The sequence below is a fragment of the Cardiobacterium valvarum genome (assembly GCF_900460955.1).
GTDB classification, from domain to species: Bacteria; Pseudomonadota; Gammaproteobacteria; order Cardiobacteriales; family Cardiobacteriaceae; genus Cardiobacterium; species Cardiobacterium valvarum.
Window position 1 is genome coordinate 93228 of the sequence record NZ_UFUW01000001.1, and the last position, 25862, is coordinate 119089.

Genomic DNA, 25862 nt, shown 5'->3' on the forward strand with positions numbered 1-25862 from the left:
TGAGTAAACGGGAACCGGCGTGAACCTTGTTCCCTCCGACGGCGCTAACCGTTTCAGGTTCTACGGGTATTTCTCAGTTCCATAGGAACACCCCGACAAGCGGAGCGGATTATATCGGGCAGCACGCCGTCTTTGTTCTTTCGCCTCCATTTTGTGCTCAACAAGATTCTGGTCAGGCGACGTAGTTGCCGAGGTCGCCAAGCGGGGCAAAGGGCGGCATACCCCGCTGAAAGCAAAAATGAACTGCGTGCGGTTGAAGACGGCGGGGAAGACGATGGCGCCGTGGATACTGCTGACGAATACGGAAATTACGGCGCGGAAAGCGGCACAGTATGACGACTACCGCTGGCGGATAGAGAGCTACTGCAAACTGTTGAAGAGCGCGGGCTACCGGGTGGAGGGCTGGCAGCAGGAGACGGGAGAAAGGATTTGCAAGCGGTTGCTGATTGTGGGGTAGAGCCGGCTGCCTGCAGGTGTGGCGGCTGCAAAGTGACCGGAGCGAAGCAGGGCAGCGGCTGTGTGAGTTTCTGATGCGGCTATCGGGCCGACAGACGAAGAAGGGGCGTGAGATTACCGCCCCTGCGCTTCTGGGAGGGATGCTTAATCTGTTGTCAGCACAGGAATTATTGGAGTTTATGACACCGGAAGAAATAAGGGGGCCGCATGGGTTGTTTGGGGTGGAGATGGGTAGATATCTATGGCCAAGCGGGATAAATCCTGGGCTTGCGCGATACACGCAGGGGCGATCCATCAGGCAGGTCGATTTGCCTGCGAGTCGGGATAGCGGCACGATTTTATCGTGCAGCCGGGTACGTTCCTCTATATGATGGTGATGGATTTACCGTGAAATGCACGGGAATATCCGTGGATGGTGTGTTGTTTGCCGTGTATCTGGTAGAGGGCACCCAAACCGTCGTATTTGAGAGAGGGAGATATTGATGGATAACTGGACACAGTCTCTGGGTGCAGGCTCGCTGCTGGCCATCGCCGCCGGTGCAATCCTGCTGATTTTGGTGATGATCATCCGCTTCCGTGTGCACGCGTTGCTTACCCTGGTGCTGGTCAGCTTGCTGACGGCCATCGTCGCCGGGCTGCCGCTGGAAGCCATTGTTGATCAGGTGCTGATCAAGAATTTCGGCGGCACGCTGGGCAGTGTGGCGATTCTGGTCGGTCTTGGTGCCATGCTGGGGCGGCTGGTGGAAACGTCCGGTGGCGCACAGTCGCTCGCGGATGCGCTGGTGCGTCTTTTTGGCGAGAAGCGGGCGGCTTTTGCTCTCGGCGTCGCTTCGCTGATTTTTGGTTTTCCGATTTTCTTCGATGCTGGGTTGGTGGTCATGCTGCCAATTGTATTTGCTACCGCGCGCCGCATGAATGAGCCGGTGTTGCCGTATGGCTTGGCCTCCATCGGCGCTTTTTCGGTGATGCATGTATTCCTGCCGCCGCATCCGGGGCCAATTGCCGCCGGCGAATATTATGGTGCCAATATCGGCCATGTACTGCTGCTTGGCTTGCCGATCGCCGTGATTACCTGGTATTTCAGCGGTTATTTGCTGGGGCAGTTTTTGGGGCGGCATTTTCATGTGCCGGTGCCGGATTTTCTGAGCGGCGGCAAGCGTGATACGGATACGCCACGTGCACCTGCGTCGGCGGGCACGGTCATCGGCATCATGCTGATTCCCATGGTGCTGATTTTCCTCAATACCGGCCTCATGACGTTAATCAGCCAAAAAGTCGTCAGCGCCGATGCCACCTGGGTCAAGCTGCTGAGAATGCTCGGAGCGACGCCGATTGCGCTTCTGATCTCGGTGCTGGTGGCTCTGTTCGTACTGGGACGCAAACGTGGCGAACACGCCTCGGCACTGGAAAAGACAGTGGATGGCGCACTTGGGCCGGTCTGCTCGGTCATCCTGATTACCGGTGCCGGCGGGATGTTCGGCGGCGTGCTGCGTGCCTCCGGCATTGGCAAGGCGCTGGCGGACGGCATGGCGCATATGGGTATTTCCGTGATCGCCGGCTGTTTTCTGGTCGCGCTGGTGCTGCGTGTCGCCCAGGGGTCGGCCACGGTAGCGCTGACCACGGCCGCCGCCCTGATGGCGCCTGCGGTCGCGTCTGCCGGTTATAACGACTGGCAGCTCGCCGCCATCGTGCTGGCCACCGCTTCCGGCTCGGTCTTTGCCAGCCATGTCAACGATTCCGGTTTCTGGCTGGTCGGGCGCCTGCTCGATATGGATGTGCCGACGACGCTGAAAACCTGGACGGTCAACCAGGCGCTGATTGCCGTCATCGGCTTTGCCCTGTCGGCGCTGGCGTTCTCTTTATTATGAGGTGGTTATGACCGTGCATTTCGTCATTATGGGGGTTTGCGGTTGCGGTAAGACAACCGCTGCCTGCGCCATACAAGCGCATTTTCAATGTCCTTATGCCGAGGGCGACGATTTTCACACCCAAGAGAACCGCGACAAGATGGGGGCGGGGATACCGCTGACCGATGAAGACCGCTATCCGTGGCTGCGCAATCTGCGCGACTGGATGACAGCGCAAGCCAAACAGGGGGCGGCGGTCAGCGTCGTCACCTGTTCCGCATTGAAGCGGCAGTATCGCGACATTCTGCGCGAGGCGACGGGCGAGGTAATCTTCATCCATCTGGCGCCACCGCAGGCGGTCAACCTGGAACGGATGCTGGCACGGCAAGGGCATTACATGAAAGCCGACATGCTTGATTCGCAGTTGGCCATTCTTGAAGTATTACAGGCCGATGAGCACGGCGTGCGCATCGACAATGCTGGCGATGCGCAGGCGGTGCAAGCGGATATGCTGGCCTGGATTCAGGCGCATGTGGCGGTGTAGGCGGGCAAATGCTGCACGTCTGCCGTGCCGATGATGCGCGGCGGCGGCAAGGGCGTGGGCGCTGCCAGTACGGCGCTGACCAGCCACTCTCCTGCCAGCAGCCAGGCATGACGTTGCCAGCGCATCCCCGCTGGGGCTGGCGTGTCTGCCGTAAGGCGTGGCAAATCGGCAAAATCGGCATGCAATGCTTTCAAGAGCGCCTCTTTAAATGTCCACAAGTGATAGAAAGCGAGAGCCGGGTCAGGTTGCGTGCCGAACCAGCGCTGTTCCGCCGGATTCGCGAACCACGGCAAAAGGGCGGTGAAATCACGCGGCCATAAAGCTTCCATATCGACGCCAACGACGGGCGCGCCTGTGAGCAGCACAGCGTGCCCTTTTTTGTGGGCGAGGCTGTATGGCGGACGCGGCTGCGGCAGCAATTGTTTGAGGGCGCGGCTGCTGCGCCAGTCAGCGCGCTGTTCCAGTTGCGGGGCATGTTGCAGGCGGGTGCGATCGCCGTCGTCCAGCTGATCCGGAGAGTAAGCAGCGTCTTGCGGCGCGGTGTAGTAGAGGACAGGGGCGAACATTGGCAATCAGTAAGGCTTTGGTTACAATGACGATAAGTTGAAATGCAGCCTGTATTTCGAGCCGTCATCTTCGTTAACACAAGGATTTTACATGAAAACTTCCATAAAAATGGCCGCTATCTGTTTTAGCGCCGCATTATTAATTACTGGCTGTGGCCGTGATACCAAACATAATTTCTTGATTTCTGATGCGATGAATTCGCCACTCGCCAAGGAAACCCTTGACCCGGATATTAAAATAGAGTTCGCTAAAGGTAATGGCGATATCCTGCGCAAAGGGCTGGTTAGTAATAAAAAAACCAATGCCGCCAATAAAAGTGACGAGGAAGCCTGTATTCGTGCCTTTGTCTCTGCGGTCAAACAGTTCCAGCAATCCGCACGTGATGCTGGTGCAACAAAGGTCATTAACCTCATTAGCTATTACCGTAAATCACCTTATTCGAGTACAACCCAATATGAATGTCATGCTGGTGGGGTAATAGCCGGTGTCGCCCTGAAAGGCGATTTGGCGCGTTAAGCGGGGGATCTATGGCAGAGCGTATCTTCCTCGGCTCGGAAATCCGTCAACCTGCGCCGGATGACGCACTGTTTCATGTAATACCCGTACCGTATGAAAAGACCGTCAGCTACGGTGGCGGCACGGCGGAAGGCCCGGCGGCTATCATCGAAGCCTCCAACCAGCTCGAAACTTACGACCAGTTGCACGGCGAACCCTGCCGCTTGGGCATTTACACGCAGGAAGCGGTGGATTGCCGGGGCGAGGCGGGCGATATTCTGCAACGTATCCGTGGGCGCACCCGTGCCACCGCTGAAAGCGGCAGCCTGCCGTTCGTGCTGGGCGGCGAACATACCGTGAGTTATGGAGCAGTGATGGGTGTCGTTGACGCCTTTCCCGGCGAACGCATCGGCGTGGTGCAGTTTGATGCCCATGCCGATCTGCGTGAAAACTACGAAGGCAGCATCTGGAGTCACGCCTGCGTAATGAAGCGCCTGGTGGACGAAGGTCTGCCACTGTGCCAGATTGGTGTGCGTGCGCTCAGTCTGGATGAACAGGCGGTGCGTCACGAATTTCCGGCGCAAATTACTGCTCACGATGCGCGCGTTATCTGCCGCCCGCCGCAGCATGACCTGCGCCTGCCGGAAAGCTTCCCGCAGAAGATTTACATCACTGTCGATATTGACGGGCTGGACAGCGCCCTGATGCCTGCGACCGGCACTCCGGTGCCGGGAGGGCTTGGCTGGTGGCAATTGCTGGATTTACTGAACAGTATCGCCCGGCAACGACAGGTAGTCGGGCTGGATTTGGTAGAATTTGCGCCAATTCGCGATCTGCATGTGTACGATTTCACTGCCGCCGATCTGGCTTATAAAATGATGGGCATTACCGCCCATTCCTTGGGGAAACTTTGATTAAGGAATAACGATGATTCATGTCCTGATACTGATTGTTTTGGGCCTTGCTGCCTATCTCTTTCACAATTACCAGACATTCAATGATGCCTATATGCGCCCATGGGTAGTTGAACAAGTCAACTTTAACCGTGAGGCCGATCCACAGGCATTATGCGATTTATTGGCACCAGATGTTGTGGTTAACATTAGAGATGAATACACCCGTTACAAATACAAAATCGTTGATGGCGGGAAAACGGAAGCATGCGAATACTTTGCCACCTCAGCAAAAAATTTCCAGAAACCAAAACCTGAAAAAAATGGTTATATATGGGACCGTCTGTCCGAATACACCATTAATCATGAAAATCTGTTCAAAGATTATGCTGATATTACCTTTGCCACTAGCGTACAAAAAAATGTACCTGATTTGTTGACCAAAGAAGGCGATGTCCTTGTCGGAAGAACCACAACCCGGCTCACTGTGAAAAGCCCCGTTTTTAAAGATAGTAAAATCACCAGCTATACGTTTAATCGTAAATTAGTGCAGGCAGATCTCAATTAATCATTGCCAACGCGGCCACCTGCGCCGCGCGGATGGCTGCGCCCAGGGCAGGTCCCTGATACTGCATCGCCAGCGTATCCACCAACAACGCCCGCACCCTTTCGCGGGCGTTTTCAATGGCGGCATATATGGCGTCGTCCACCTGCATCAGACGGGCAAGCGTCAGCACATCACCGGCCTCGCGCAGGCTGTGACACGCTTTCAGGAGCGCCCAGCGCGCTTCGCCGGTGAGTTCCGCCCACATCTGCATGCTTGCACCATAAGTGGCTACCAGCGCCAGCCAATACACAAACCGCTTTGGCAGCGGCAGCGTTTCCTGCAAGCCCGTCCGCGCTGCCGTGCAATCCTCCGCCTGCAACCATCGCGCAAGGCGCTGCTCTGGTGCATTGGTAACCGCGACAGCCGCCCGCAAGCGGGCATTCATCGCCGCAAGCTGGGCGTCACTGACCGACATGCCCAGCACATCCAGCGCACCGACCATCTGCAAACCGGCGAAAAACTGCTGCGGTGCGGGCGAGGCTAACGCCTTCCCGCATTCCGCCCACACCCGCTCCGCGCTCAAATGGCGCAATTCGCCCGCTGCCACCATATCCCGACACAAATCCAGCGTCTCTTCGGCAATCACGAATCCCAGCGGCGCGAAGCGCGCCCAAAAACGCATCAGGCGCAGCACCCGCAGCGGGTCTTCGACGAACGCGGGCGAAACATGACGCAGTCGCCGAGCTGCTAAATCCGCCTGCCCGCCGTAAGGGTCAATCACCCGCCCGTCCGCGTCCATCGCCATTGCATTGATGGACAAATCGCGGCGCAACAAATCCGCTTCCAGCGACACATCCGGCGCGAAATAAAAAGCAAAGCCCTGATGCCCTGGGCCGGATTTGCGTTCCTGCCGCGCCAGCGCGTATTCCTCACCCGAATCGGGATGCAAAAACACCGGAAAATCCCGCCCGACCTGGCGAAAGCCCTGTGCCAGCAATGCCTCTGCTGTTGCACCGACCACTACCCAATCGCGATCCAGCACCGGCAAACCAAGCAACTTGTCGCGCACTGCCCCGCCGACCAGAAAAAATTCCATCACATCCTCCCGCGGCAGCGCCGCAAAAACAAAAGAAAACAAACAACTGCGTATAATAAAGGCAAACCCAACCCGTTAAAAAACATGCCCCTACACATCCGACACATCGGTATCGTCGGCAAATACGGCGCCGTGCGCGTTGATGACACCATTGCCCGCCTCATCGCCGCCCTCACCGCGCGCGGCCTTACCTACACCCTCGACCGCGACACCGCCCCGCCGCAATACCAAAACGACCCCGCCGCCCTGCCCATCGCCGCCTGGGGCGACGTGGACCTCTGCATCGTCGTCGGCGGCGACGGCACCTTCCTCTACGCCGGACGTGCCCTTATCGCGCGGCAAATCCCGCTTATCGGCATCCATACTGGCCGTCTCGGCTTCCTCACCGATCTCACCCTCGCCGACATTGACAGCGAACTTGATCACATCCTCTCCGATGCATACCATCACGAAGAGCGCCACACCCTGCACGTTACCGTGGATACCCGCGACGGCAGCTACGAACACACCGCCATCAACGACGCCGTCATCCGCAGCAACAAAGCACGCATGATCGAACTCGACGTGTACACCCACGCGCGCCACCTCAGCCACTACCGCGCCGACGGCCTCATTATCGCTACCCCGACCGGCTCGACCGCCTACGCCCTGGCCGCCGGCGGCCCCATCATCGAACCCAGCCTGCCGGTCAGCCTGGTCGTCCCCATCTGCCCGCACACCCTTACCCAGCGTCCCGTCGTCATCGATGCCGCCAGCCCCATCACCATCACCCCCTGCGGCAGCGGTGCCCACCTCAGCATCGACGGCCAGCAACAGCACCGCCTGCATCCCAAAGACCGCATCACCATCCGCGCCGGCATCCCCCTGCCCGTGCTGCACCCCGCCGACTACCACTTCCAGGACCGCCTGCGCGCCAAACTGAACTGGGGCGTCGCCCCCGAAGACAGCCAGCCCAAATAACGCCAAGCGGGATAACCACGCGCCTACCTACCCCAGCCCCCCATGCTCGAACAACTCACCATTGACCAAATCGCCATCATCGCCCACAGCGACATCCACTTCCGCCCCGGCTACAACGTCCTCACCGGCGAAACCGGCGCGGGCAAAAGCATCCTCATTGACGCCCTCGGCCTCGTCCTCGGCGGGCGCGCTGATGCCAGCCACATCCGCCACGGCGCAGAACGCGCGACCGTCAGCGCCACCTTTACCCGCCTCAGCCCCGCCATCTGCCAAACCCTGACAGAAGACGCCCTTGACGACCCCGACAATCCCGGACAAATCCACATCCGCCGCAGCCTGCGTGACAGCGGCAGCAAAGCCTGGGCGAACGACCACGGTATTACCGGCGCCAAACTCAAAACCCTCGCCGCCACACTCGTCAACATCCACGGCCAGCACAGCAACCAGGCGCTGCTCAAAAACGACGAACAGCGCCGCCGCCTCGACCGCTACGGCGGACATCACGACCAGCTCGCCGCCTGCGCCGAAGCCTACCGCCACTGGCAGGGCCTCGAAAAACAACAACAAGACTGGCAACAAAACCGCGCCGCGCAAGAAGAACGCCTGGCCCTGCTCGCCTACCAGCTTGAAGAAATCGAACACATCGCGCCGCAGCCGGACGAATTCAGCACCCTGGCCGGGCGGCAAAGCCTGCTTGCCGCTGCCGACGAAATCCTCGGCAAAGGCGGCCAGCTCAGCGCCCAACTGAGCGAAAGCGACCACAACCTGCAAACCGCCCTGCGCCAGGCCCTGCGCGAAGCCAACCACCTCGCCACCACCAGCCACACCTTCCAGGAAACTGCCGAACTGCTCGAACAGGCCGTCGTTTACCTCGACGAAGCCAGCGACGCCCTCAACAAACAGCTGAACAAAATCGAACACGACCCAGAAGCCCTGACCGCCGTCGAAGAACGCATGAGCGCCCTGCACAGCCTGGCGCGCAAACACCACTGCGACCCCGCCGACCTGCCTGCGCACTGGCAAAAACTCGCCGACGAACACGCGGCGCTGGCCGCAGAAAACGAAGACGGCAGCCAACTCGCTGCCGCCTGCCAGGCTGCCGAAACCGCCTACCGCGAACGCGCCGCCGCCCTCAGCGCCGCGCGCCAGCAGGCCGCGCCCAAACTCGCGCACGAAGTCGAACACTGGATCCGCCAGCTCGGCATGAACAAAGCCACCTTTAGCATTGACATCGCCCCCGCCGCGCGCCCGGCCACGCACGGTACGGACGACATCACCTACACCCTCTGCGCCAACCCCGGCCAGACCCTGCAACCGCTGGCGAAAGTTGCCTCAGGCGGCGAACTCTCGCGCGTCAGCCTCGCCATCGAAGTGGCCTGCCTCGACGAAGCACCGACCCCGACCGTCATCTTCGACGAAATCGACAGCGGCATCGGCGGCGAAGTCGCCGACACCATCGGCCGCCTGCTGCATACCCTGGGGAAAAGCCGGCAAGTGCTGTGCATCACCCACCTGCCGCAAGTCGCCGCCTACGCGGATGCGCACTACCGCATCGAAAAAACCAGCGATGACAAAGAAACCCAAACCCGTGTTACCGCGCTGGACGACGAAGCGCGCATCATCGAAATCGCGCGGATGCTGGGCAGCGCCGACAGCGACACCAGCCGCGAGCACGCGCGCAGCATGCTGGCGCGCAAAAGCGCCGTAACTGAACAGGACTGAAATCACCCGCCTAACCGCTAACGACCCATGCAAACCCCGATCGCCCCCGCCGCCCCGCTCCTGCCGCACAGCGGCCACATGGTGCTCATCGACCGCGTCCTCGCCTACGACGTGCACCACATCAGCACCGAAAGCGACATTACGCACGACAATATCTTTGCCGAAGACGGCCACCTGCCCGTGTGGGCCTATCTCGAAATCATGGCGCAGGCCATTGGTGCCTTGGCGGGTGCGTTGGCCCTGGATGCGGGCGAACCTGTACGTCTCGGCTACCTGCTCGGCACGCGCAAACTGAGCCTGCACCAGGGCGCCCTGCTGCTGCCTGCCACCCTGCGTGTCGAGGCGCAAGAATCCACGCGCGACAGCACCGGCTTCGGCATTTTCGACTGCCGCCTCTATCACGGCGATGCCCTGCTGGCCGAAGCGGCGCTGAACGTCTATGTCCCGCCGGACGGACATCCCGGCGGGAGAGAATAACGGCAGCCGGACGGCGTCAATGCCGGCCCGCCAAGCGGCGTGGTTACTGGGGTTTCGCGTCAAGCGGCGTCGTTACTGGGCGCGCCAAGCGGGGTAATAGCGCATTCAGAAGGTGTCGAAGTGCAGGCGGCCTTCTTTTGTCAGGTGGTCGCAGGTTTTTTCGCCGAGCAGTTGGCGCAGGGTGTCTATCGTTCCCGTACCGATTTTGTCTGCGCTACCGCAGATGTAGATGACGGCACCGACTTCCAGTTGACTGAGTAGGCGCTCTTGTTGGGTTTCCAAGATGTGCTGCGCGTATTGCGGCGGGTTGCCCTGGCTGTAAGTGCGGTCAAGCCAGGCGAGGATGCCGTCTTCGCGCTGTTTTTCGAGGCAGGAGGCGTAGATGCGGTCATGCTCCGGGTGACGCTCGCCGTAGATGAGCCAGTGTTTGAGGCCGTGTTCGCGGGCGGGATAGTGCGCTTCCATACGGGTGAGGATGCCGAGAATACCGGCAAGGCCGCTGCCGCTGGCGATGAGGATGAGCGGGCGCGGCTCTGCAGGCAGGTCGGCAGGGTGGTGGGTGAGGGCGCGGATGCGCAGGGTATCGCCTGCGGTGAGGGTTTGGGTGAGATAGGCTGAGCCGGGGCCGGGTGTGCCGTCGCGGTGGGTTTGCAGGCGGACGATGAGGTCAAGGCCGCGGCTACCGTCCGGGGCGATGGCAGCAACGCTGTATTGGCGGCGGATTTCCTGTTCGTGCGGCTGCGGGATGGTGATTTCGATGAGGGCGGTGTCGGCGGGGATGGCCGGGCAGTCAAGGCGCAGGTGGTAGATGGGCTGGGCGCTGTCGGGGTTGAGCAGGATCCGCGTGCGCAGGATGGCATTGTGGTACGGCGCTTCGGCAGGGGTACTGATGGTGAGGCCGTGTGCGGCAGCGAGTTGTTGTTGCCAGTAGGCGATGGTTTGCGGGTCAAGGTTGTCCACAGTGGCGATAGGGCTTGCAGCTTCGGCGCCGAGCCGCTTGAGTTCGCGGTCAAGGGTGTGGCCGTAGGCGCAGTAGTGCGGGTAACGTTTGTCGCCAAGTGCCAGCAGGTGGTAGCGGGTGTTGGTGAGCGGCACGGTCTGCTTGCATAAGGTACGGGTGAAGCGCACAGCGTTGTCCGGTGGCGCGCCTTCGCCGGTGGTGCTGGCGATGAAGATAAGGGTTTTGTGGTTGAGGGCTTTGAGGGGGTGGCGCGCGTGCCAGGCGTCAAGGTTGTGCGCGGTGATGCCAAGCTGGGGAGCGAGGGTTTGCGCGAGGGTTTCGGCCTGGCCGCCCTGGCTGGCGTAGAGGAGGAGTAGCGGGTTGTTGTCGTCAGTGTCCTGTTGTGGGCGGTGATGCCACAGCCAAAGGAGCCAGGCGAGGGTTTGCACAGCGATGAGGAGGTAGGCGAGGGTTGGGTTCATGTCAGTAGTGGATGCTGAGGAAGATGATAATCAGCGGGATGCTGATGCCGGTGGTGGTCCACAGCCAGGTGCTGCTGCGCTGTTTGCGGTAGTAGGCGAGCAGGGCGAGGCCGCTTGCGGCGACGAGGACGGTAAGGATGGCGAGGCTGTCCATGAAGAGATGCCAGATGTGGGGTGCGTGGCGGCCTTTGTGCAGGTTGTTGAGCAGGCTGATGATGCCGTTTTTGCGGCCGCTGTATTCAACGCTGCGGGTTTCGCTGTCAATGGTGATGGTGGCTTCGCTACCGGGGGCGCGGGTTTCGAGGATGAGTTGCGGCGGCTCGGCTTTCAGGGTGTAGGTGGCGAGCGGGTAGGGGCTGCGTCCGGCCAGCCAGGCGGTAAGTCCGGGGCTGAGGGCGGGGGTAGGCGCGTTCGGGTCGTCGCTGAGTTCAGGCAGGGTGAGGTCATCCGGCAGTTTGGCTTCCCATTGGGTTTCGGCGGGTTCGCTGTCGAACCAGGCGCTGTGGTTGAGCATGAAGCCGGTAGCGGCGAAAAAGGTCAGCGCGGTCAGGATGTAAGCACCGAGGGTCCAGTGGATGATGCGTGTCCAGCGCCAGAGGGTTTGGTTCATAGTGTAATGTCCTTGTAGTTTGGGTGATTGCCTTCAGGCAGGGCAATGATGCGGTTTTCAGTACCGGCTTTCGTGCTGGCGGCGCAGGTAAGCGGTTTCTGTCGGCAGGGTGATTTGGATGCGCAGGCCGGGTTTGTTGTCGTGCAGGGTCAGGCTGCCGTTGTGCAGGGCGACGATGGCACTGACCAGCGACAGGCCTAGCCCGTTGCCGGGGGTGCTGCGCGCGCTGTCAAGGCGGACGAAGCGTTTTAATACGTCGTCGCGTTTGTCCGGCGGGATGCCTTTGCCGTTGTCAGCGACGTTGATCAGGATATTGTCGCCGCGTTTCTCGGCGCTAAGGCGGATGTTGCCGCCGCTCGGTGTGTATTTGACGGCGTTATCAAGCAGGTTGGTGATGGCTTGCGCGATGAGCTGGCGGTTGCCCATGATGTTGAGGTCGGGTTCGATGCTGGCAGCGAAAGTGTGTTCGCCGTCTTCGCTCAAGACGTCGTAGAGTTCGGCGAGGTCGTCGCAAATGCCGCTCAGGCTGGTGTGGGTGAAGTCGTCTTTGGCGCGGCTTTCGACTTGCGCGATGCTGAGTAGGGCGTTGAAGGTTTTGAGCAGGTTTTCGGCGTCTTCGACGGAGTCGGCGATAACGTCGCGCAGGGTTTTGGTATCGCTGCTGCGGTCAAGCAGGGCCACTTCCATGCGGTTACGCAGGCGGTTCAGCGGGCTTCTCAGGTCGTGGGCGATGTTGTTTGTGACTTGCCGCTGGCTGGTGATGAGGGCTTCGATGCGGTCCAGCATGTGGTTCAGGTCGTCGGCGAGCTGGTTCATTTCGTCAGAGTCGTTGGCACGGATGGGGACGCGTTCGGCGAAGTCACCGTCCACAATGTGCCGCGCGGTGCGCGAGATGCGCGAGATGCTGTGGATGATGGTGTAGCCGATGAGGAAGGCGCCGATGAAGGCGATGAGGATGAGGAAGCCGGTGACGTAGATGGTGTTATCCAGCATCCGCCGCAGCATTTTCCGCTCGTTTGTGGTGTCGTAGGCGGTGATGAGGGTGTAGCGGTTGTCGGCGGTGTTGACGACGACGACGCGCATGACGAGGTTGATGCGCATGCTGCTGCCGACGCTGTTATCGGCATCGGCAGTATTGATGCGGCAGAGGTCGGCGACGCTGCTGTCGAGGATGATGAGGTCGGCGACATTGCTGTCCACGCTGGTGGATACGCCGTCGCTCGGTGCGCTGATGGGGCTGTTGGTCGCAAAACCGTTGGTGAAGGGGTTGTTGCTGCTGTAGCCGCTGACGCTGTTTGCGCCGTCGCTGCGGGCGGTGACGCAGAAGGTGATGTTCGGGTCGCCGGGGACGCGTTCGATGATGCCGAGCACCGGGGTGTAGAGGCCGATGCTGGTGCGTTCTTCGAAGCGGCGACGCAGACTGGTGGTTTCGGCGAGGAGGCGGGAGTCGATTTGTTCGCGGATTTCTTTTTCGGCGCTGCGGTAGAGGGTGTACATCGAGATGCCGGTGACGAAGCTCGATGCCAGGGTAAAGAGCAGGGAAAATTTGAAGGCGGTGGTGCGCACCGCCTTCCCCCAGTCGCGCAGGCGCTTAGTTATAGCCGCTTGGGTCATAGAGGCTGTATCCTGCGCCACGCTCGGTGTGAATTAGAGGGGGTTCGAAGTCTTTGTCGATTTTGCTGCGCAGGCGCGAGATGTGGACATCGATGACGTTGGTCTGCGGGTCGAAATGGTATTCCCAGACTTTTTCGAGCAGCATGGTGCGGGTGACGACCTGGCCGGCGTTGCTCATCAGGTATTCGAGCAGGCGGAATTCGCGCGGTTGCAGGTTGATTTTTTTGCCGCCACGGGTAACTTTGCGTTTTAAGCGGTCAAGTTGCAGGTCGGCGACTTCCAGCATCATCTGGTCCTGGATTTCGCCGCCGCGGCGACGGGTGAGGGCGCGCACGCGGGCGAGGAGTTCGGAAAAAGCGTAGGGCTTGACGAGGTAGTCGTCGCCGCCGGCGGCGAGCCCTTCGACACGGTCATCCACTTCGCCCAGCGCCGAAAGGATAAGGACGGGGGTGCTCATGCCTTCGCTGCGCAGTTGGGCGATGACGGAGAGGCCATCCATTTCGGGCAGCATGCGGTCCACGATGAGGATGTCGTACTGACCGCTTTGCGCCATGGCAAGTCCTTCGCTGCCGGTGTGCGCGGCATCGACGACGTAGCCGCTTTCGCTGAGTCCTTTGGTGATGTAGGCGGCGACGTCTTTGTCGTCTTCGATGATCAAAACGTGCATGAGTTGCTCCTTATTTTTCTTTAATCGACCGTTTCGGCTGATGTAAGGTGGGGTTGGCCAAAATGCGCGACCTATCTTAAAGCAAGCAGAGGTATTGATGAATAAAACATTGGTTATGTTGGCTTTGGCGTTTACCATCCCGACAGGTTTTGCCGACCCCGCCCCCGACTTCACCGCCCTGGTCGCAAAGACCAAGGATGCGGTGGTCAGCATCGAGGTGGAAAGCCGCGTTAAGGAGCCAACGACGTTTAACGGCCTGCCGCCGGAGGTGTTTGAAGACTTCTTCGGCCTCCCTGCCCCGTTCGGCGCCTTACCCTTTGAGCAGGATGCGCCCAGGGAGCGTGTGCTGGAAGGGCAGGGCTCCGGCTTCATCATCGATAGCGACGGCTACATCCTCACCAATGCCCACGTTGTCGAAGGGGCGGACAAGGTGCGCGTGCAGCTCAACAACAACAAGGAATACAGTGCTGAAGTCATCGGCCTGGATAAACGCACCGACATCGCGCTGGTAAAAATCCAGGGCGAACACCTGCCCGTCGCCAAACTCGGCGATTCCGACCAAGTGCAGGTCGGCGACTGGGTACTGGCCATCGGCTCGCCCTTCGGTTTCACCCACACCGCGACGAAGGGCATCGTCAGTGCTGTCGCCCGTAACCTGCCGCGCGGCGATTATGTGCCGTTCATCCAGACCGATGCGGCGGTCAACCCTGGCAACTCCGGCGGTCCGCTCTTCAACAGCAAGGGCGAAGTCATCGCCATCAACTCACAAATCTACAGCCGCAGCGGTGCCTTCAACGGCCTCGCTTTCTCCATCCCCATCAACGTGGCGAAAAACATTGCCGACCAGTTGAAAGACAAGGGCGAAGTGGTGCGCGGCTGGCTCGGTGTGCTGATCCAGGGGCTGGATCAAACCCTGGCCGAATCCTTTGGTATGGATGGCCCGCGCGGTGCGCTCGTTGCCGAAGTCATGGAAAACTCGCCAGCCGCCAAAGCGGGCATCGAAAACGGCGACGTCATCATCGAATTCAACGGCAAACCCGTGCAGAAATCCGCCGACTTGCCGGCGCTGGTCGCTACCGCGCCGATCGGCAACAAGGCCGACGTCAAACTGCTGCGTGACGGCAAAGAACTCACCATCAAAGTCGAAATCGGCAACCTCAACGACGCGGGCGACGACATCCCCGGTGCGGGCAAGGCAACGACGCAGGCGGTACGCGGCCTGAGCCTGAGCGCGCTTGATGAAGAAAGCCGCGAGGCCCTGAAATACAAAGGTAAAGGCGTGCGCATCAGCGGCGTGAAAAGCGGCTCGGCAGCGGAACGCTCCGGCCTGCGCGAGAACGACATCCTCGTCGCAGTCGGCGGCAAGCGCGTCGAAGACGTGAAAACGGCGCGTAGCCTGCTGGAAAAAGCCAACAGCAAGCGCTCGGTACCGCTGCTCATCTCCCGCAATGGACAAAACCTCTACCTCGCGCTGCAACCGTAACCGCTTGGCGCAACAAAAAAGGGCTGCATCGCAGCCCTTTTTTCATGACCCCGCTTTCTTCCCGGAGTTTATATGGAAATCGAAACCCACCCCTTCCCGCCGCTGCTGCCGCCGCAGGCGACCGTGATGATGAGCGGCAGTTTCCCGCCGCCGGCGGAAAAGCGCAGCATGGCGTTCCACTACCCCAACTATCAGAACGATATGTGGCGCGTCTATGGCAGCCTCTTCTTTGACGACCCCGCCTATTTTGAAGTGGCCGGGGAAAAGCGCTTTGATGCCGGGCGCATCCGTGCCTTCCTCGTCGCACGCGGCATCGCCATTTGCCCCAGTGTGCGCCGTGCCATCCGCGAGAAGGGCAATGCCGCCGATGCCCATCTGCGCATCGTCGAGACCCTCGACCTGCCTGTCGTGCTGGCAGAGCTGCCGCAGTTGCGCCACATTTTCACTACCGGCGGCAAGGCGACCGACGTCCTGCTCGGCTTTGTCCCCGGCGGGAAAGCGGCGCTGAAAACCGGGCAGAGCCTGACTTTCCAGCTGGACGGGCGGACGCTGGAATTGACCCGCCTCCCTTCCACCTCTCGCGCCTATCCGCTCAAACTCGCGGAGAAAATCGCCGCTTACCGCCGCTATTTCCAGCACTGCGGTTTGTTATAGCGGCGTCATTACTGGGGGGGCGTTACCGGGCCCGCCAAGCGGCGTATTTGCCCGCTTGCGGCACTACGGTTTGTCATGAAGCGCAATCGGGGCGGGTAACATCCACGCATTCCGTTACCTGATGCTGCGAGAAGGCGGCAAAGAGGCGCGCCAGGCCGTTCTCTTCTTCCAGCAGGGCGACTTCGGCGGGATAGAGCGGCAGCAGCGCAAGGAACGTTACCTCCCCGCCATCAGGCAGGGTCAGGTGCAGGAAATCCTGCGGCAGGCTGACCAGTGGCGGATAGAGGAAAAAACCGCCGAACGGCGTACCGGGCAGGGTTTCTTTCCGGTCACGATCCAGCGCGATAATCCTGCCCCGTCCCGGCGCGAAGCTGGGGGGGATCGGCATTTGCGCGATGATTTGCAGCCATTGCAGCGGCCAGGCGGCAGCAGGGTCGTCCGCCTGAATATTCCACTGCGGCGGCAGCAGCAGTACCAGTTCCGTCCGCGCCGCCGCTTCTTCTTGCCCCGCTTGCGCCGGATCGCCCATGCCGCTGGTGATGAGCACCTGAAACGGTCGCGTTTCATTCGCCGCGAGGTGGTGGATGTGTATCCGCTTCAGATCGTCGTCTTCAGCCATATGGCGCAGCACGCCGTCGGTTTCCCCCAGTGTGCGGACAATATGCGCCTCGACCGCCGCGTCATAAGCGCCGAAATCCTGCTGCGCGATGCCGAGCAGATCGCCGAAGGCGTCCAGATCCTCCCCCGTTTGTGCCAGGAAGGATTCGATATCCAGCGGGGTGTCATCGCTCATATCAACGGCAATATCTTCCAGACATTCTTCAAAGGTATCGAACATCAGCAGCAGCGGCGCCATATCGTCCGGTGTCGGTTCGCCCATCACGGCAACTATTTGGCCGTGCACGCCGCCGGGCGCCGGGGTGAAATCCAAACAGTAGAAGTCGTCGTTCGTATTCTGGAAGACCGGCAGGCGCGCTGCATCAAACAGCACCTCGCGCACCGCTGCGCCGTCCTCAAAATCGGGCAGGCGGAACGCCGCCCAATCCGCGCCGAAGGCTTGCTCGATATGCGCCAGCAGGCGCGCCTGCACCTGCGGGATTTCCGCCAACGGCAGCAGGCGGTACGGCACGGCGTTGAGCACCTCGCTCTCCTGCCCGTTCATGACCTGGTACAGCTCGCGCAGGGCGGGGGGTAGGGTGATGTCGTGTGCCGCTTCAAATGCCGCCAGCGCGGCGGCATCGGCGGGCGGATAGGCATAGCCGGCGGCGTCCTGTTCCTGTAACACGTGCAAAAAGCGTTCGACGGCATGATTCATGGCGATTCCTCTTAAAGATAAAAAACACGCATCACCGCCGCCAAGGATGGGCGGGATACCGGGATAGCGCGGACGTTCATTCGCCGCGCATGAAGTATTTGCCGATCTCGTCGGTCGAGAGCTGAATCCAGGTCGGGCGGCCGTGATTGCATTGCCCGCTGGCCGGGGTGTTTTCGATGTCGCGCAGCAGCTGGTTCATTTCATCGAGATTGAGGGCATCGTGGGCGCGCACGGCTTTGTGGCAGGAGAGGCGCGAGAGGATTTGGTCTTCGAGACGGGCGATAGCGGTGCTTGCCGGGTACTCGCCCAGTTCGTGCAGCAGTTCGCCGACGATTTCCGGCGCGGGCGCGTGTTTGAGCAGGGCGGGAACGGTGGTGATGTGGATGCGGCTTTCGTCCGCGCTTGCCGCCAGGGTGTAGCCGAGGCGGGCGAGCCAGTCATGGTGCCGTGCGAGGGTATCGAGGGTCGCCGGGGTGGCAGCGAGACTCTGCGGGATGAGCAGGTGCTGGGTTTGCGGGTTTTGTGCGCGCAGTTGTTGTTTCAGGCGTTCGTAGAGGATGCGCTCATGCGCGGCGTGCATATCGACGATGACGAGGCCGTGCGCGTTCTGCGCGAGGATGAAGATGTTATGGATTTGGCCGAGGGCGTAGCCGAGCGGGTGTTCTGGCGCCTGTTCTGCGGCAGCGGGAAGGACGGGGCCGGGCGCGACGCTGCCCGCTGACGGCAGTGGATAGGCGGAGGCGGGCTGTGGCGGGGCGGGGATGTGTTGCGCCCATTGGTAGTAAGCGGTGCTTTCGGCGACGGCGCTGCGGCCGGGGCGGCGTTCGCTGCCCGCGAGGTAGAGCGGGGTTTGCCGTGGGCGCGGCGTGCTGTCGTCCACACTGCTGCGGGCGGGCGGAGCGGCAGGAGGCAGCGTGGGTGCATTGGCGGGGATGTTGCCGCGCAGGGCGTGGTTGAGGCTGCTGTAGATGAAGTCGTGGGTGAGGCGGCTTTCGCGGAAGCGGACTTCGTGTTTGGCGGGGTGGGCGTTGACGTCGATGAGTTCGGGGTTGATGTCAAGGTAGAGGACGTAGATGGGATGGCGGCCGTGGTAGGTCATGTCCTGGTAGGCCTGGCGGATGGCATGGGCGATGATTTTGTCGCGGATGATGCGGCCGTTGATGTAGAAGTATTGTTGGTCGGGCTGGGTGTGGGTGCAGGTGGGCAGGCCGACGCGGCCATAGAGGTGCATGTCGGCGGCGCGGGCGTCAATCGCGACGGCCTGTTCGAGCAGTTCGTCGCCAAGTACGCTCTGGATGCGTGCGGTGAGGTCGCCGCCGCCGTAGTCGCCGAGGGTTTTGCCGTGGTTTTTCAGGTGGATGCGGATGCCCGCATGGCTGAGGGCGAGGCTTTGCACGAGTTGCTGGATGTGGGCACGCTCGGTGCGCTCGCTTTTGAGGAATTTTTTCCGCGCCGGGGTGTTGTAGAAAAGGTCGCGGATTTCGATGGTGGTGCCGGGCGGGTGTGCGGCGGGGCTGATGCCGTTACCGAGATGCGGACTGATGCGCCAGGCTTGTTCTTGTCCTTCGGCGCGGCTGGTCAGGGTGGTTTTGGAGACGGAGGCGATGCTGGGCAGGGCCTCGCCGCGAAAGCCGAGGGTAGTGATGTGTTCGAGGTCGTCAATGTTCTGGATTTTGCTGGTGGCGTGGGTGGCGAAGGCGAGGGCGAGGTCGTCGGGGTGGATGCCGCAGCCGTTGTCGCGGACGCGGATGAGTTTGCCGCCGCCGTCTTCGATGTCGATGTCAATGTCGGTCGCGCCAGCATCGATGGCGTTTTCGATGATTTCTTTGACCACAGAGGCAGGGCGTTCGATAACTTCGCCGGCGGCGATCTGGTTGATGAGGCTGTTGGGCAGTTGCTGGATGCGGGGCATGGGGGTAAGGCTGTTTATCGACGCCGTTCGCCCTGTGCGCCGTGGATGATGTCAAGGATGGTCACGGTGTGGAGGGCTTCGTCAATGTCGTAGTAGATGATGTAGGGATAGGGCAGGCAACAGGCGTGTGCCGTGCCGCCGGGCGATTGGGTGAACATGCGCGGCATGAAGGCGATGTAGTCGTCAATGGTTCTTTCTATATTAGCGATGACTTTATCCGCAACCCACGGCACACCGCGCTCTTCTTTCAGGTATGCCGCGATGGTTTGCAAGGCGCAGATAGCCGCTCTATTCCATCGTATGCGGTACATGGCGCAGGCTCTCGCGTAGCAAACGGATTTCTTCTTTTGCTTCTTCGTTGCTGATAACGGGCGTCTGCCGCGCTTTGGCAAGGCGTTCTTCAACATAAGCATCCCAGGCTTCGAGTTCTTCCTGACTGTCGAAGACGAGGCCGTAGCGGTTGGTGTAGGTTTTGGGTTCCATCGGTTTTCTCCTGCTGTTAAGGCATGGGGTGCTGCCCCGTGATGCGTATTATTCGGAAAGCAGCGACAGGTCGGCGATTTTGTCGAAGCCGCGTTGCAGGGTGGTGAGCAGCGTCAGGCGGTTTTGTTGCAGCGCCGGGTCGTCGCTCATCACCATCACGTCGGTGAAGAAGGCATCCAGCGGTGCGCCGAGGGTCGCGAGTGGTTCCAGGGCGGCGCGGTAGTCGCCTGCGGCAAGGGCTTGCCCGAAGGCGGGCTGTTTGTCCTGCCATGCCTGCCACAGCGCCTGTTCAGCGGGCTCTTGCAGGTGGGTGGTTTGCACTGCGCCGTCGCGTTCGCCGTTCTTTTTCAGGATGTTGCGGATGCGTTTGGCACTCGCCAGCAGGTTTTTCACGTTGTCGCTAGAGGCGAAGGTGTCGAGGGCGCGGATGCGGCGGTCGTTATCAACGAGGTCGTCGCTGTCAAGTGCCAGCACGGCCTGCACGGTTTCGCTGCGGATGCCCTGTTCGCGGTAGTAGCTGTCGAGGCGTTCGCGGATGTAGTCGCGCACGGCAGCGGTATGTTTGTCTGCGGCAAGGGCAGCGGGGTAGGTGGCGGCGCTGGCAGCCAGGGCGCGGTCCAGCGGCAGGTTCAGGTTGTTTTCGTTGATGAGGCGGATGAGGCTGATGGCCATGCGGCGCAGGGCGTAGGGGTCTTTGCTGCCGGTCGGTTTGGCGCCGATGGCGAAGCCGCCAACGAGGGTGTCGAGTTTTTCGGCGAGCGCCAGTGTTAGTCCTGTCGGGCTTTGTGGCAGTTCGCCGCCTGCACCGCGCGGGTAGTATTGTTCGTCGATGGCGGCGGCGATGTCGGCGGGCAGGCCTTCGGCAGCGGCGTAGTAGCGCCCCATGATGCCTTGCAGTTCGGGGAATTCCATCACCATTTCGCTGAGGAGGTCGCTTTTCGAGAGGCGGGCGGCGGTCGCCGCGTGTTCGGCGTCCGCTCCGGTCACGGCAGCGAGTTCGCGGGCGAGTGCTTCGAGGCGGCGGGTTTTGTCGGCGAGTGAGCCGAGTTTGTCCTGGTAGGTGACGGCTTCGAGGCGCGGCAGGTAGTCGGCCAGGCGGTGTTTGAGGTCTTGTTGCCAGAAGAATTCGGCGTCGGCGAAGCGCGGGCGGATGACTTTTTCGTTGCCTTTGCGCACGGTGGCGGGGTCTTGGCTTTCGAGGTTGGCGATGGCGATGAAGTGCGGCTGGATTTTGCCGCTGGCATCAACGACGGCAAAGGTTTTCTGGTTGTCCTGCATGGTGGTGATGAGGACTTCTTGCGGGACGGCGAGGTAGCGTTCGTCGAAGCTGCCGTTGATGGCGACCGGCCATTCGGTGAGGCTGGCGTTCTCTATCAGCAGGGCTTCGGGCAGGATGACGCTTCCGCCGAGGGCAGCAGCTTCTTTTTCGACCTGCTCGCGGATGCGTTCCATGCGTTCAGCGTGGCTGGCGATGACGTGGGCGGCGCGCAGGTCGGCTTCGTAGCTCGCAGCGCTCTGGATGCTGACGGGTTCAGGGTGGTGGACGCGGTGGCCGAGGGTGTCGCGGCCGGCGCGCACGCCGAAGTAGTCGAGCGGCAGGATACGTTCGTCAGCGAGAGCCACGAGGGTCAGCACGGGGCGGACAAAGCTTTGTTCGTTGTCGCCCCAGCGCATTCTTTTGGCGATGGGCAGGTTGTCGCAGACGTGGCGGAAGAGTTCGGGCAGCAGGGTTTCCAGCGTTTGTCCCGCCTGTTCGCCGTGGTAGGTCAGCCAGGCACCTTTGCCGGTTTCTTCGACACCGAGGGTATCAACGGCGACGCCGCAGCTTGCCGCGAAGCCGAGCGCGGCTTTTGTCCAGTTGCCGTCTTTGTCTTTGGCGGCAGCCAGCGACGGGCCTTTGCGCTCGATTTTCTGGTCGGGCTGTTTTTCCGCAAGGTCGTGGATGCGCCAGGCGAGGCGGCGCGGGGTGGCGAAGGTGTCAATGTTGCCGTGGGCAAGGGCGGCATCGCTGAGGGCTTGGGTCCACAGGTCGCGTCCGGCGGCAGCGAGGGCGGTGACGGCTTTGGTCGGCAGTTCTTCGACGCCGATTTCAATCAGCAGGGTGGTGGTCATGCGGCGGCTCCTGGGTTGCGGCAGAGCGGGAAGCCGAGGGCTTCGCGTTCTTTGTAGTAGGCTTCGGCGGCGGCTTTGGATAGCGCGCGCACGCGCAGGATGTAGCGCTGGCGTTCGGTGACGGAGATGGCGCGGCGCGCGTCAAGCAGGTTGAAGGTGTGCGAGGCTTTCAGCGCCTGTTCGTAGGCGGGCAGCGGTAGGCCGAGTCCGGCGAGTTTGTGTGCCATTTTTTCGGCGGCGTCGAATTGGGCGAGCAGATCGGCCACGTCGGCGTGTTCGAAGTTGTAGGCGGATTGTTCGCGTTCGTTTTGCTGGTACACGTCGCCGTAGCGCACGATGCCTTGCGGGGTTTCGGTCCAGACGAGGTCATAGACGCTGTCCACGTCTTGCAGGTACATGGCGATGCGTTCGAGGCCGTAGGTGAGTTCGCCCATCACCGGTTTGCATTCGAGGCCGCCCGCCTGCTGGAAGTAGGTGAATTGCGAGATTTCCATGCCGTTCACCCACACTTCCCAGCCAAGTCCCCAGGCGCCGAGGGTCGGCGATTCCCAGTTGTCTTCGACGAAACGCATGTCGTGGATGGCGGGGTCAATGCCGATGGCGCGCATGGAGGCGAGGTAGAGGTCCTGGAAGCGCGGTGGCGAGGGTTTCATCACGACCTGGAACTGGTAGTAGCGTTGCAGGCGGTTGGGGTTGTCACCGTAGCGGCCGTCGGTGGGGCGGCGCGAGGGCTGGACGTAGGCGGCATTCCACGGTTCCGGGCCGACGGCGCGCAGGAAGGTGGCGGTGTGGAAGGTGCCCGCGCCGACTTCCATGTCGTAGGGTTGGAGGAGGACGCAGCCCTGCTCCGCCCAAAAGCGTTGCAGGGTGAGGATCATGTTTTGGAAGTTGAGTGCTTCGGCCATGTGGGTTTCCGGTGGTCAAAAATGAGGGGGTATTGTAATACCAATCCCGGCAATCACGCGGGGCAGACGGCAGCGCTGCTGAGGCGTGCCGATACCGCCCAAGGATGTGCCGGAACGGGGCTTGGTAGATGCAAAAATGCCGCCCAGCGGCGTCAATACTGGGTTTCGTAGAGACGTTGTCTGCAACGTCTTAAAGGGACAAAAAACGCGCCGTTTCCCCGCTTGGCGGCTTCCCTCCCGAAACGGGAAAAGCAGACTACGCCTGCCGGGCCGCCAAGTGTCTCCATCACGCCTCTTCTTTAAGGAAGGCCTCGTCGCTGAGGATGCGCAGCGGCGCGATGTCGCTGTCGCCGGTGATGATGCGTGTCGGGTCGCTTCTGAGGCAGCAACCGCCGTAGTGGCCGCCGACGGTGAAGGTGCATATTTGCAGGTAGTTATCGCCGACTTTGGGCAGACACCACAGTTGCTGGTAGATGTGTTCTTGGGCGCCGAATTTGCCGGCGGTGGCATCCAGTTCGTCGGTGCCAATCAGGGTAACGTTGTCGCCGCAGCGGCCGCCGATAGGTTTTTTCGCGTAGCCTTCACCGGCAAGTTCCGGGGTGAGGTGGTAGTCAGCATCGAGTAGGTAGCGGTGTTTGGGGAAGAGTTCCCACAATACGGGCAGGATGGCTTTGTTGCTGGGAATCGCCGTCCACAGCGGTTCGTATACCAGCACTTCCGGACGCAGCAACACGTCGATGAGGCGCACGGTATCGCCGGGGTAGCCGGTGCGGATAGGCGGGGCGACTTCGCGGCCATCCGCGTCTTCGCGCAGTTGTTCCAGCACGGTTTCCCAGGCCCAGGTTTTCCACACGGAGAGGATTTGCTGTTCTTCGTCATCGCGCAGGCGACCCCGGCTGTCCCAGTGCAGACCTTCGGTGCCGTACACGGTTTTGGTGCAGATGCCCGCGCTCTCGAGCGCGGCTTGCATGAAGCGGGCGTGGTAGGTTTCTTCGCTGTCGTGGTCTTGCAGGATGTGCACCAGCGGCGCGTGGTTGCGGTGTTTCCAGCAGTCGGTGAGCGCGTTTTTCAGGCCGCGACCCGGGTCTGTACCCGTGTGCAGGCTGCCCGCCGCCGCCCAGCGCGCGAGGATGGCGCCCGCTTCGGCGTGGCAGGAGGCGGAATCGGCGTTGTATTCGTAGGATTTGAGGCCGCGCGCGTCAAGGCAGAAGTCCAGCCGCCCGGTAATGGTTTGGTGGCGGCGGTTTTGCCACGACAGGCGCAGGCGCGGCCAGAGCAGGCGAGGGATGTTGAAGTTTTGCAGCAGGCGGTCATCTTTGAGGACGCAGTCGGTAGCGTGCAGGTACATCAGGTGCACTTCGTTGGTGGCGCGGATGAGTTCGTGCTGGGCGCTTTCCGAAAGGGTGTAGTAGCGGTAGGGGTCGCCGCCGATCAGTTGCTGTCCGCCCATCGCGGCGACAAAGGCGCCTTCGAGCGGGTCGGCCTCATTCAGCCATGGCTGCGCAAACTGGCCGCGCTCCGGCAGGCGGGCGCTGTGCAGGGTGAGTAGTTCCGGCGGCGGCACGGGCTGCGCCAGGCTGTGTGCGGAGTCGGAGGTCTGAATCATCCAGCCGAGGATTTTTGTGTCGGGGAAGGTGTCATGCAGGGTGTAGCCGCCCGACGCGTCCACGGTCAGCGGCAGTTCGCGCGTCCATTGCTGGCCGCTGGGCAGGCGCGAGTGGATGACGTTCTGCTCGGCGATACGGATGCAGCCGGGCAACACCTCGGTGATGATGGCGACGTGGCCGGTGCGCTCGAATTCGCCGCCTTCGTCCCAAATCAGTAGTGCCCCCGCTTCAGGCCGCTTACGGCTGCCGTTGGCATAGGCTTGCAGTGGTAAGAGCGCGTCGTTGACGACTTGGCGCAGGAAGCGCAGCGAGAAGATTTCGTAAGCCATGCCGACATCGGTGAAGACCATGCCGTGATTGAGGTACAGATAGCGGCGGGCGAACTCAACGCATTGCCATTTGTAGCCCATGTATTCGTCGCCGAGGTAACTGCGGTAGGCGGCATCGTCGGGAAACTCGCTCTCGTCGGCGCTGTCGTAGTCGGAGGAATAGATGGCGATGCCACCCGGCGCGTAACCGAGCAGGCTGCCGAAAGGGTCGTTGGTGTGGATATTGGCGGATTTTTCAGGGGTGGTTTCGGACATGATGAGGGGCCGTGGCGGAAAAGCGCGCGATTGTACGCTTCTGCGTGAGGGGTGGCGTAGACGCGGAAATGACAAACCCCGCCGGGGCGGGGTTTCCTTCACTCTTGCTCCTGGTGCTGCGGCCAGCGGGTGGTGATGAGGTAGTAGGGTAGGGCGATGAGCAGGCCGGTGGTGAGACCGGCGGCGTGTACCCAGTCTGCCATGCCGCCGATGAGGTGGACGAAGCCCGCCAGCATGAAAACCACGCTGGCGTAGAACAACCCCGGTTTAACGACGGCGCGGTAGGCGGCAATCTGGTAGCCTCGCAGCCAGACATAGCCGATGAGCGCGAAGCAGACACCGGAGAGGCCGCCGAAGTAGCTGCCGTAGAAGTAGCCGCCGGTAGTGTTGCCGATGACGGCGGCAAGGAGGAAGAGCAGGATGAGGCGCAGCGGGCCCTCGCGCGTTTCAATCAGGCCGCCGAGGGTCAGCCACCACAGGGCGTTGAACAGGAAGTGGGTGACGAGCGAATCGAAGGATTTGAAATGCAGAAAGGCGGGGGTGATGGTGCGCCACCATTGGCCGGCGGCGATGTCGTGCGCCGACCAGCGCAACCAGTTGGTCAGGCTGTTGGTGCCAACCCAGGTGGAGAGGGTCACGACGAGGCTCAGGATGAGCACCGTCCATGTGACCCAGCCGGCCTGCATCAGCACCGGGGAATGTTCTTCGGGGTAGTGGCGTCTGTACACGTATATCGTCCTTACAGTTGCAGTTGCTTAGTTGGCGCTATTTATAGGGGTTTTTCGCTATCGTAGCAGATTCATTACCAAAGCGACACAGAGAACGTATCAAAAAAGCGACAACCATGCGGTTTTGTTGTATGTGTGCCATAACCCCGCCCCGCCGACGCC

Annotated in this window: 25 protein-coding genes and 1 riboswitch; of the genes, 11 read left to right on the forward strand and 14 right to left on the reverse strand. The window is 61.3% G+C overall.

Annotated features, from left to right (window positions below; genetic code table 11):
• Positions 1–13: 13 nt before the first annotated feature.
• Positions 14–105, reverse strand: a riboswitch (TPP riboswitch).
• Between the two features lie 46 nt (positions 106–151).
• The 3 genes from DY250_RS00460 (at position 152) to DY250_RS00470 (ending at position 2847) form a co-directional block, all read left to right on the forward strand.
• Complete coding sequence (locus tag DY250_RS00460) at positions 152–457, forward strand: hypothetical protein (protein WP_172542115.1); 306 nt, start codon at positions 152–154, stop codon at positions 455–457.
• Positions 458–938: 481 nt separating this feature from the next.
• On the forward strand, positions 939–2324 hold the full coding sequence (locus DY250_RS00465; RefSeq protein WP_006985277.1) for a GntP family permease: 1386 nt from the start codon (positions 939–941) through the stop codon (positions 2322–2324).
• 7 nt (positions 2325–2331) lie between these two features.
• Positions 2332–2847, forward strand: a complete 516-nt coding sequence (locus DY250_RS00470) for a gluconokinase, GntK/IdnK-type (RefSeq protein WP_115610444.1) — start codon at positions 2332–2334, stop codon at positions 2845–2847.
• Here DY250_RS00470 and DY250_RS00475 read toward each other — a convergent pair.
• Positions 2826–3413, reverse strand: a complete 588-nt coding sequence (locus DY250_RS00475; RefSeq protein ID WP_115610445.1) for a 4'-phosphopantetheinyl transferase family protein — start codon at positions 3411–3413, stop codon at positions 2826–2828. The two genes, DY250_RS00470 and DY250_RS00475, sit on opposite strands and share 22 nt — an antisense overlap.
• Positions 3414–3504: 91 nt before the next feature.
• Between DY250_RS00475 and DY250_RS00480 the strand changes: the two genes are divergently transcribed.
• The 3 genes from DY250_RS00480 to DY250_RS00490 are packed head-to-tail and all read left to right on the forward strand — an operon-like array spanning position 3505 to position 5370.
• Complete coding sequence (locus DY250_RS00480) at positions 3505–3930, forward strand: hypothetical protein (protein ID WP_006985273.1); 426 nt, start codon at positions 3505–3507, stop codon at positions 3928–3930.
• Positions 3931–3941: 11 nt separating this feature from the next.
• Positions 3942–4823, forward strand: a complete 882-nt coding sequence (speB, locus tag DY250_RS00485; RefSeq protein WP_115610446.1) for an agmatinase — start codon at positions 3942–3944, stop codon at positions 4821–4823.
• A gap of 13 nt (positions 4824–4836) precedes the next feature.
• Entirely contained in the window at positions 4837–5370 is a 534-nt protein-coding gene (locus tag DY250_RS00490) for a hypothetical protein (RefSeq protein WP_115610447.1), read from the forward strand.
• On the opposite strand, the gene DY250_RS00495 is transcribed toward DY250_RS00490, so the two are convergent.
• Positions 5363–6445, reverse strand: coding sequence for a tRNA nucleotidyltransferase/poly(A) polymerase-related protein (locus DY250_RS00495; protein ID WP_115612727.1), 1083 nt, complete (start codon positions 6443–6445; stop codon positions 5363–5365). The two genes, DY250_RS00490 and DY250_RS00495, sit on opposite strands and share 8 nt — an antisense overlap.
• Before the next feature lie 84 nt (positions 6446–6529).
• Between DY250_RS00495 and DY250_RS00500 the strand changes: the two genes are divergently transcribed.
• Genes DY250_RS00500 through DY250_RS00510 form a run of 3 tightly spaced genes read left to right on the forward strand, consistent with a single transcriptional unit; the run spans position 6530 to position 9604 of the window.
• The gene (locus DY250_RS00500) at positions 6530–7405 is read left to right on the forward strand and encodes an NAD(+)/NADH kinase (protein ID WP_115610448.1); all 876 of its coding nucleotides are present in this window, start codon (positions 6530–6532) and stop codon (positions 7403–7405) included.
• Between the two features lie 42 nt (positions 7406–7447).
• Entirely contained in the window at positions 7448–9127 is a 1680-nt protein-coding gene (gene recN / locus DY250_RS00505) for a DNA repair protein RecN (RefSeq protein WP_115610449.1), read from the forward strand.
• A gap of 27 nt (positions 9128–9154) precedes the next feature.
• Positions 9155–9604 (forward strand): hotdog family protein, encoded by a 450-nt coding sequence (locus DY250_RS00510; protein WP_115610450.1) that lies wholly within the window; start codon positions 9155–9157, stop codon positions 9602–9604.
• Between the two features lie 105 nt (positions 9605–9709).
• Here the strand turns inward: DY250_RS00510 and DY250_RS00515 are convergent, their stop codons facing one another.
• From DY250_RS00515 to DY250_RS00530, 4 genes are read right to left on the reverse strand one after another with little or no spacing between them, the layout of a single operon-like run.
• Complete coding sequence (locus tag DY250_RS00515; RefSeq protein ID WP_115610451.1) at positions 9710–11026, reverse strand: NADPH cytochrome P450 oxidoreductase family protein; 1317 nt, start codon at positions 11024–11026, stop codon at positions 9710–9712.
• A gap of 1 nt (position 11027) precedes the next feature.
• Complete coding sequence (locus DY250_RS00520; protein ID WP_006985264.1) at positions 11028–11636, reverse strand: PepSY-associated TM helix domain-containing protein; 609 nt, start codon at positions 11634–11636, stop codon at positions 11028–11030.
• Between the two features lie 57 nt (positions 11637–11693).
• Entirely contained in the window at positions 11694–13250 is a 1557-nt protein-coding gene (locus DY250_RS00525) for a HAMP domain-containing sensor histidine kinase (protein ID WP_115610452.1), read from the reverse strand.
• Positions 13228–13917: a response regulator transcription factor gene (locus DY250_RS00530; protein ID WP_050809101.1), complete on the reverse strand. Its 690-nt coding sequence runs from the start codon at positions 13915–13917 to the stop codon at positions 13228–13230. Before DY250_RS00530 ends, DY250_RS00525 begins: the two co-directional genes overlap by 23 nt.
• Before the next feature lie 97 nt (positions 13918–14014).
• Here DY250_RS00530 and DY250_RS00535 point away from each other — a divergent pair, with 97 nt between their 5' ends.
• Positions 14015–15400: a DegQ family serine endoprotease gene (locus DY250_RS00535; RefSeq protein ID WP_245950982.1), complete on the forward strand. Its 1386-nt coding sequence runs from the start codon at positions 14015–14017 to the stop codon at positions 15398–15400.
• A gap of 72 nt (positions 15401–15472) precedes the next feature.
• Entirely contained in the window at positions 15473–16054 is a 582-nt protein-coding gene (locus DY250_RS00540; RefSeq protein WP_115610454.1) for a DNA glycosylase, read from the forward strand.
• A gap of 73 nt (positions 16055–16127) precedes the next feature.
• Here DY250_RS00540 and DY250_RS00545 read toward each other — a convergent pair whose 3' ends face one another.
• From DY250_RS00545 to DY250_RS00575, 8 genes are all read right to left on the reverse strand, one after another.
• Positions 16128–17369, reverse strand: a complete 1242-nt coding sequence (locus DY250_RS00545; protein ID WP_115610455.1) for a suppressor of fused domain protein — start codon at positions 17367–17369, stop codon at positions 16128–16130.
• A 76-nt stretch (positions 17370–17445) separates the two neighbouring features.
• Positions 17446–19281 carry a DNA mismatch repair endonuclease MutL gene (gene mutL, locus DY250_RS00550; RefSeq protein WP_115610456.1) on the reverse strand — a complete coding sequence of 612 codons (1836 nt, stop codon included), beginning with the start codon at positions 19279–19281 and terminating at the stop codon, positions 17446–17448.
• Positions 19282–19295: 14 nt separating this feature from the next.
• Complete coding sequence (locus DY250_RS00555; protein WP_172542117.1) at positions 19296–19592, reverse strand: type II toxin-antitoxin system RelE/ParE family toxin; 297 nt, start codon at positions 19590–19592, stop codon at positions 19296–19298.
• On the reverse strand, positions 19570–19764 hold the full coding sequence (locus DY250_RS13830; protein WP_172542118.1) for a hypothetical protein: 195 nt from the start codon (positions 19762–19764) through the stop codon (positions 19570–19572). The genes DY250_RS00555 and DY250_RS13830 overlap by 23 nt, the downstream gene beginning before the upstream one ends.
• A 48-nt stretch (positions 19765–19812) precedes the next feature.
• The gene (glyS, locus tag DY250_RS00560) at positions 19813–21876 is read right to left on the reverse strand and encodes a glycine--tRNA ligase subunit beta (RefSeq protein ID WP_115610458.1); all 2064 of its coding nucleotides are present in this window, start codon (positions 21874–21876) and stop codon (positions 19813–19815) included.
• Positions 21873–22781: a glycine--tRNA ligase subunit alpha gene (gene glyQ, locus DY250_RS00565; protein ID WP_115610459.1), complete on the reverse strand. Its 909-nt coding sequence runs from the start codon at positions 22779–22781 to the stop codon at positions 21873–21875. Before glyQ ends, glyS begins: the two co-directional genes overlap by 4 nt.
• A gap of 286 nt (positions 22782–23067) precedes the next feature.
• Positions 23068–24972 carry a bifunctional glutathionylspermidine amidase/synthase gene (gene gss, locus DY250_RS00570; RefSeq protein ID WP_115610460.1) on the reverse strand — a complete coding sequence of 635 codons (1905 nt, stop codon included), beginning with the start codon at positions 24970–24972 and terminating at the stop codon, positions 23068–23070.
• A 98-nt stretch (positions 24973–25070) separates the two neighbouring features.
• Entirely contained in the window at positions 25071–25700 is a 630-nt protein-coding gene (locus DY250_RS00575; protein WP_245950983.1) for a rhomboid family intramembrane serine protease, read from the reverse strand.
• Between the last annotated feature and the right edge of the window lie 162 nt (positions 25701–25862).

What these genes read in the sequence shown, in the direction of transcription:
- DY250_RS00495 (WP_115612727.1), bottom strand. Translation starts at nt 6,445, where the DNA reads ATGGAATTTTTTCTGGTCGGCGGGGCAGTGCGCGACAAGTTGCTTGGT.
- DY250_RS00555 (WP_172542117.1), bottom strand. Translation starts at nt 19,592, where the DNA reads ATGTACCGCATACGATGGAATAGAGCGGCTATCTGCGCCTTGCAAACC.
- DY250_RS00470 (WP_115610444.1), top strand. Translation starts at nt 2,332, where the DNA reads ATGACCGTGCATTTCGTCATTATGGGGGTTTGCGGTTGCGGTAAGACA.
- DY250_RS00540 (WP_115610454.1), top strand. Translation starts at nt 15,473, where the DNA reads ATGGAAATCGAAACCCACCCCTTCCCGCCGCTGCTGCCGCCGCAGGCG.
- DY250_RS00510 (WP_115610450.1), top strand. Translation starts at nt 9,155, where the DNA reads ATGCAAACCCCGATCGCCCCCGCCGCCCCGCTCCTGCCGCACAGCGGC.
- mutL (WP_115610456.1), bottom strand. Translation starts at nt 19,281, where the DNA reads ATGCCCCGCATCCAGCAACTGCCCAACAGCCTCATCAACCAGATCGCC.
- speB (WP_115610446.1), top strand. Translation starts at nt 3,942, where the DNA reads ATGGCAGAGCGTATCTTCCTCGGCTCGGAAATCCGTCAACCTGCGCCG.
- DY250_RS00500 (WP_115610448.1), top strand. Translation starts at nt 6,530, where the DNA reads ATGCCCCTACACATCCGACACATCGGTATCGTCGGCAAATACGGCGCC.
- DY250_RS00480 (WP_006985273.1), top strand. Translation starts at nt 3,505, where the DNA reads ATGAAAACTTCCATAAAAATGGCCGCTATCTGTTTTAGCGCCGCATTA.
- DY250_RS00525 (WP_115610452.1), bottom strand. Translation starts at nt 13,250, where the DNA reads ATGACCCAAGCGGCTATAACTAAGCGCCTGCGCGACTGGGGGAAGGCG.
- DY250_RS00515 (WP_115610451.1), bottom strand. Translation starts at nt 11,026, where the DNA reads ATGAACCCAACCCTCGCCTACCTCCTCATCGCTGTGCAAACCCTCGCC.
- DY250_RS00465 (WP_006985277.1), top strand. Translation starts at nt 939, where the DNA reads ATGGATAACTGGACACAGTCTCTGGGTGCAGGCTCGCTGCTGGCCATC.
- DY250_RS00490 (WP_115610447.1), top strand. Translation starts at nt 4,837, where the DNA reads ATGATTCATGTCCTGATACTGATTGTTTTGGGCCTTGCTGCCTATCTC.
- DY250_RS13830 (WP_172542118.1), bottom strand. Translation starts at nt 19,764, where the DNA reads ATGGAACCCAAAACCTACACCAACCGCTACGGCCTCGTCTTCGACAGT.
- DY250_RS00530 (WP_050809101.1), bottom strand. Translation starts at nt 13,917, where the DNA reads ATGCACGTTTTGATCATCGAAGACGACAAAGACGTCGCCGCCTACATC.
- glyS (WP_115610458.1), bottom strand. Translation starts at nt 21,876, where the DNA reads ATGACCACCACCCTGCTGATTGAAATCGGCGTCGAAGAACTGCCGACC.
- DY250_RS00545 (WP_115610455.1), bottom strand. Translation starts at nt 17,369, where the DNA reads ATGAATCATGCCGTCGAACGCTTTTTGCACGTGTTACAGGAACAGGAC.
- DY250_RS00520 (WP_006985264.1), bottom strand. Translation starts at nt 11,636, where the DNA reads ATGAACCAAACCCTCTGGCGCTGGACACGCATCATCCACTGGACCCTC.
- glyQ (WP_115610459.1), bottom strand. Translation starts at nt 22,781, where the DNA reads ATGGCCGAAGCACTCAACTTCCAAAACATGATCCTCACCCTGCAACGC.
- gss (WP_115610460.1), bottom strand. Translation starts at nt 24,972, where the DNA reads ATGTCCGAAACCACCCCTGAAAAATCCGCCAATATCCACACCAACGAC.
- DY250_RS00475 (WP_115610445.1), bottom strand. Translation starts at nt 3,413, where the DNA reads ATGTTCGCCCCTGTCCTCTACTACACCGCGCCGCAAGACGCTGCTTAC.
- DY250_RS00535 (WP_245950982.1), top strand. Translation starts at nt 14,015, where the DNA reads ATGAATAAAACATTGGTTATGTTGGCTTTGGCGTTTACCATCCCGACA.
- recN (WP_115610449.1), top strand. Translation starts at nt 7,448, where the DNA reads ATGCTCGAACAACTCACCATTGACCAAATCGCCATCATCGCCCACAGC.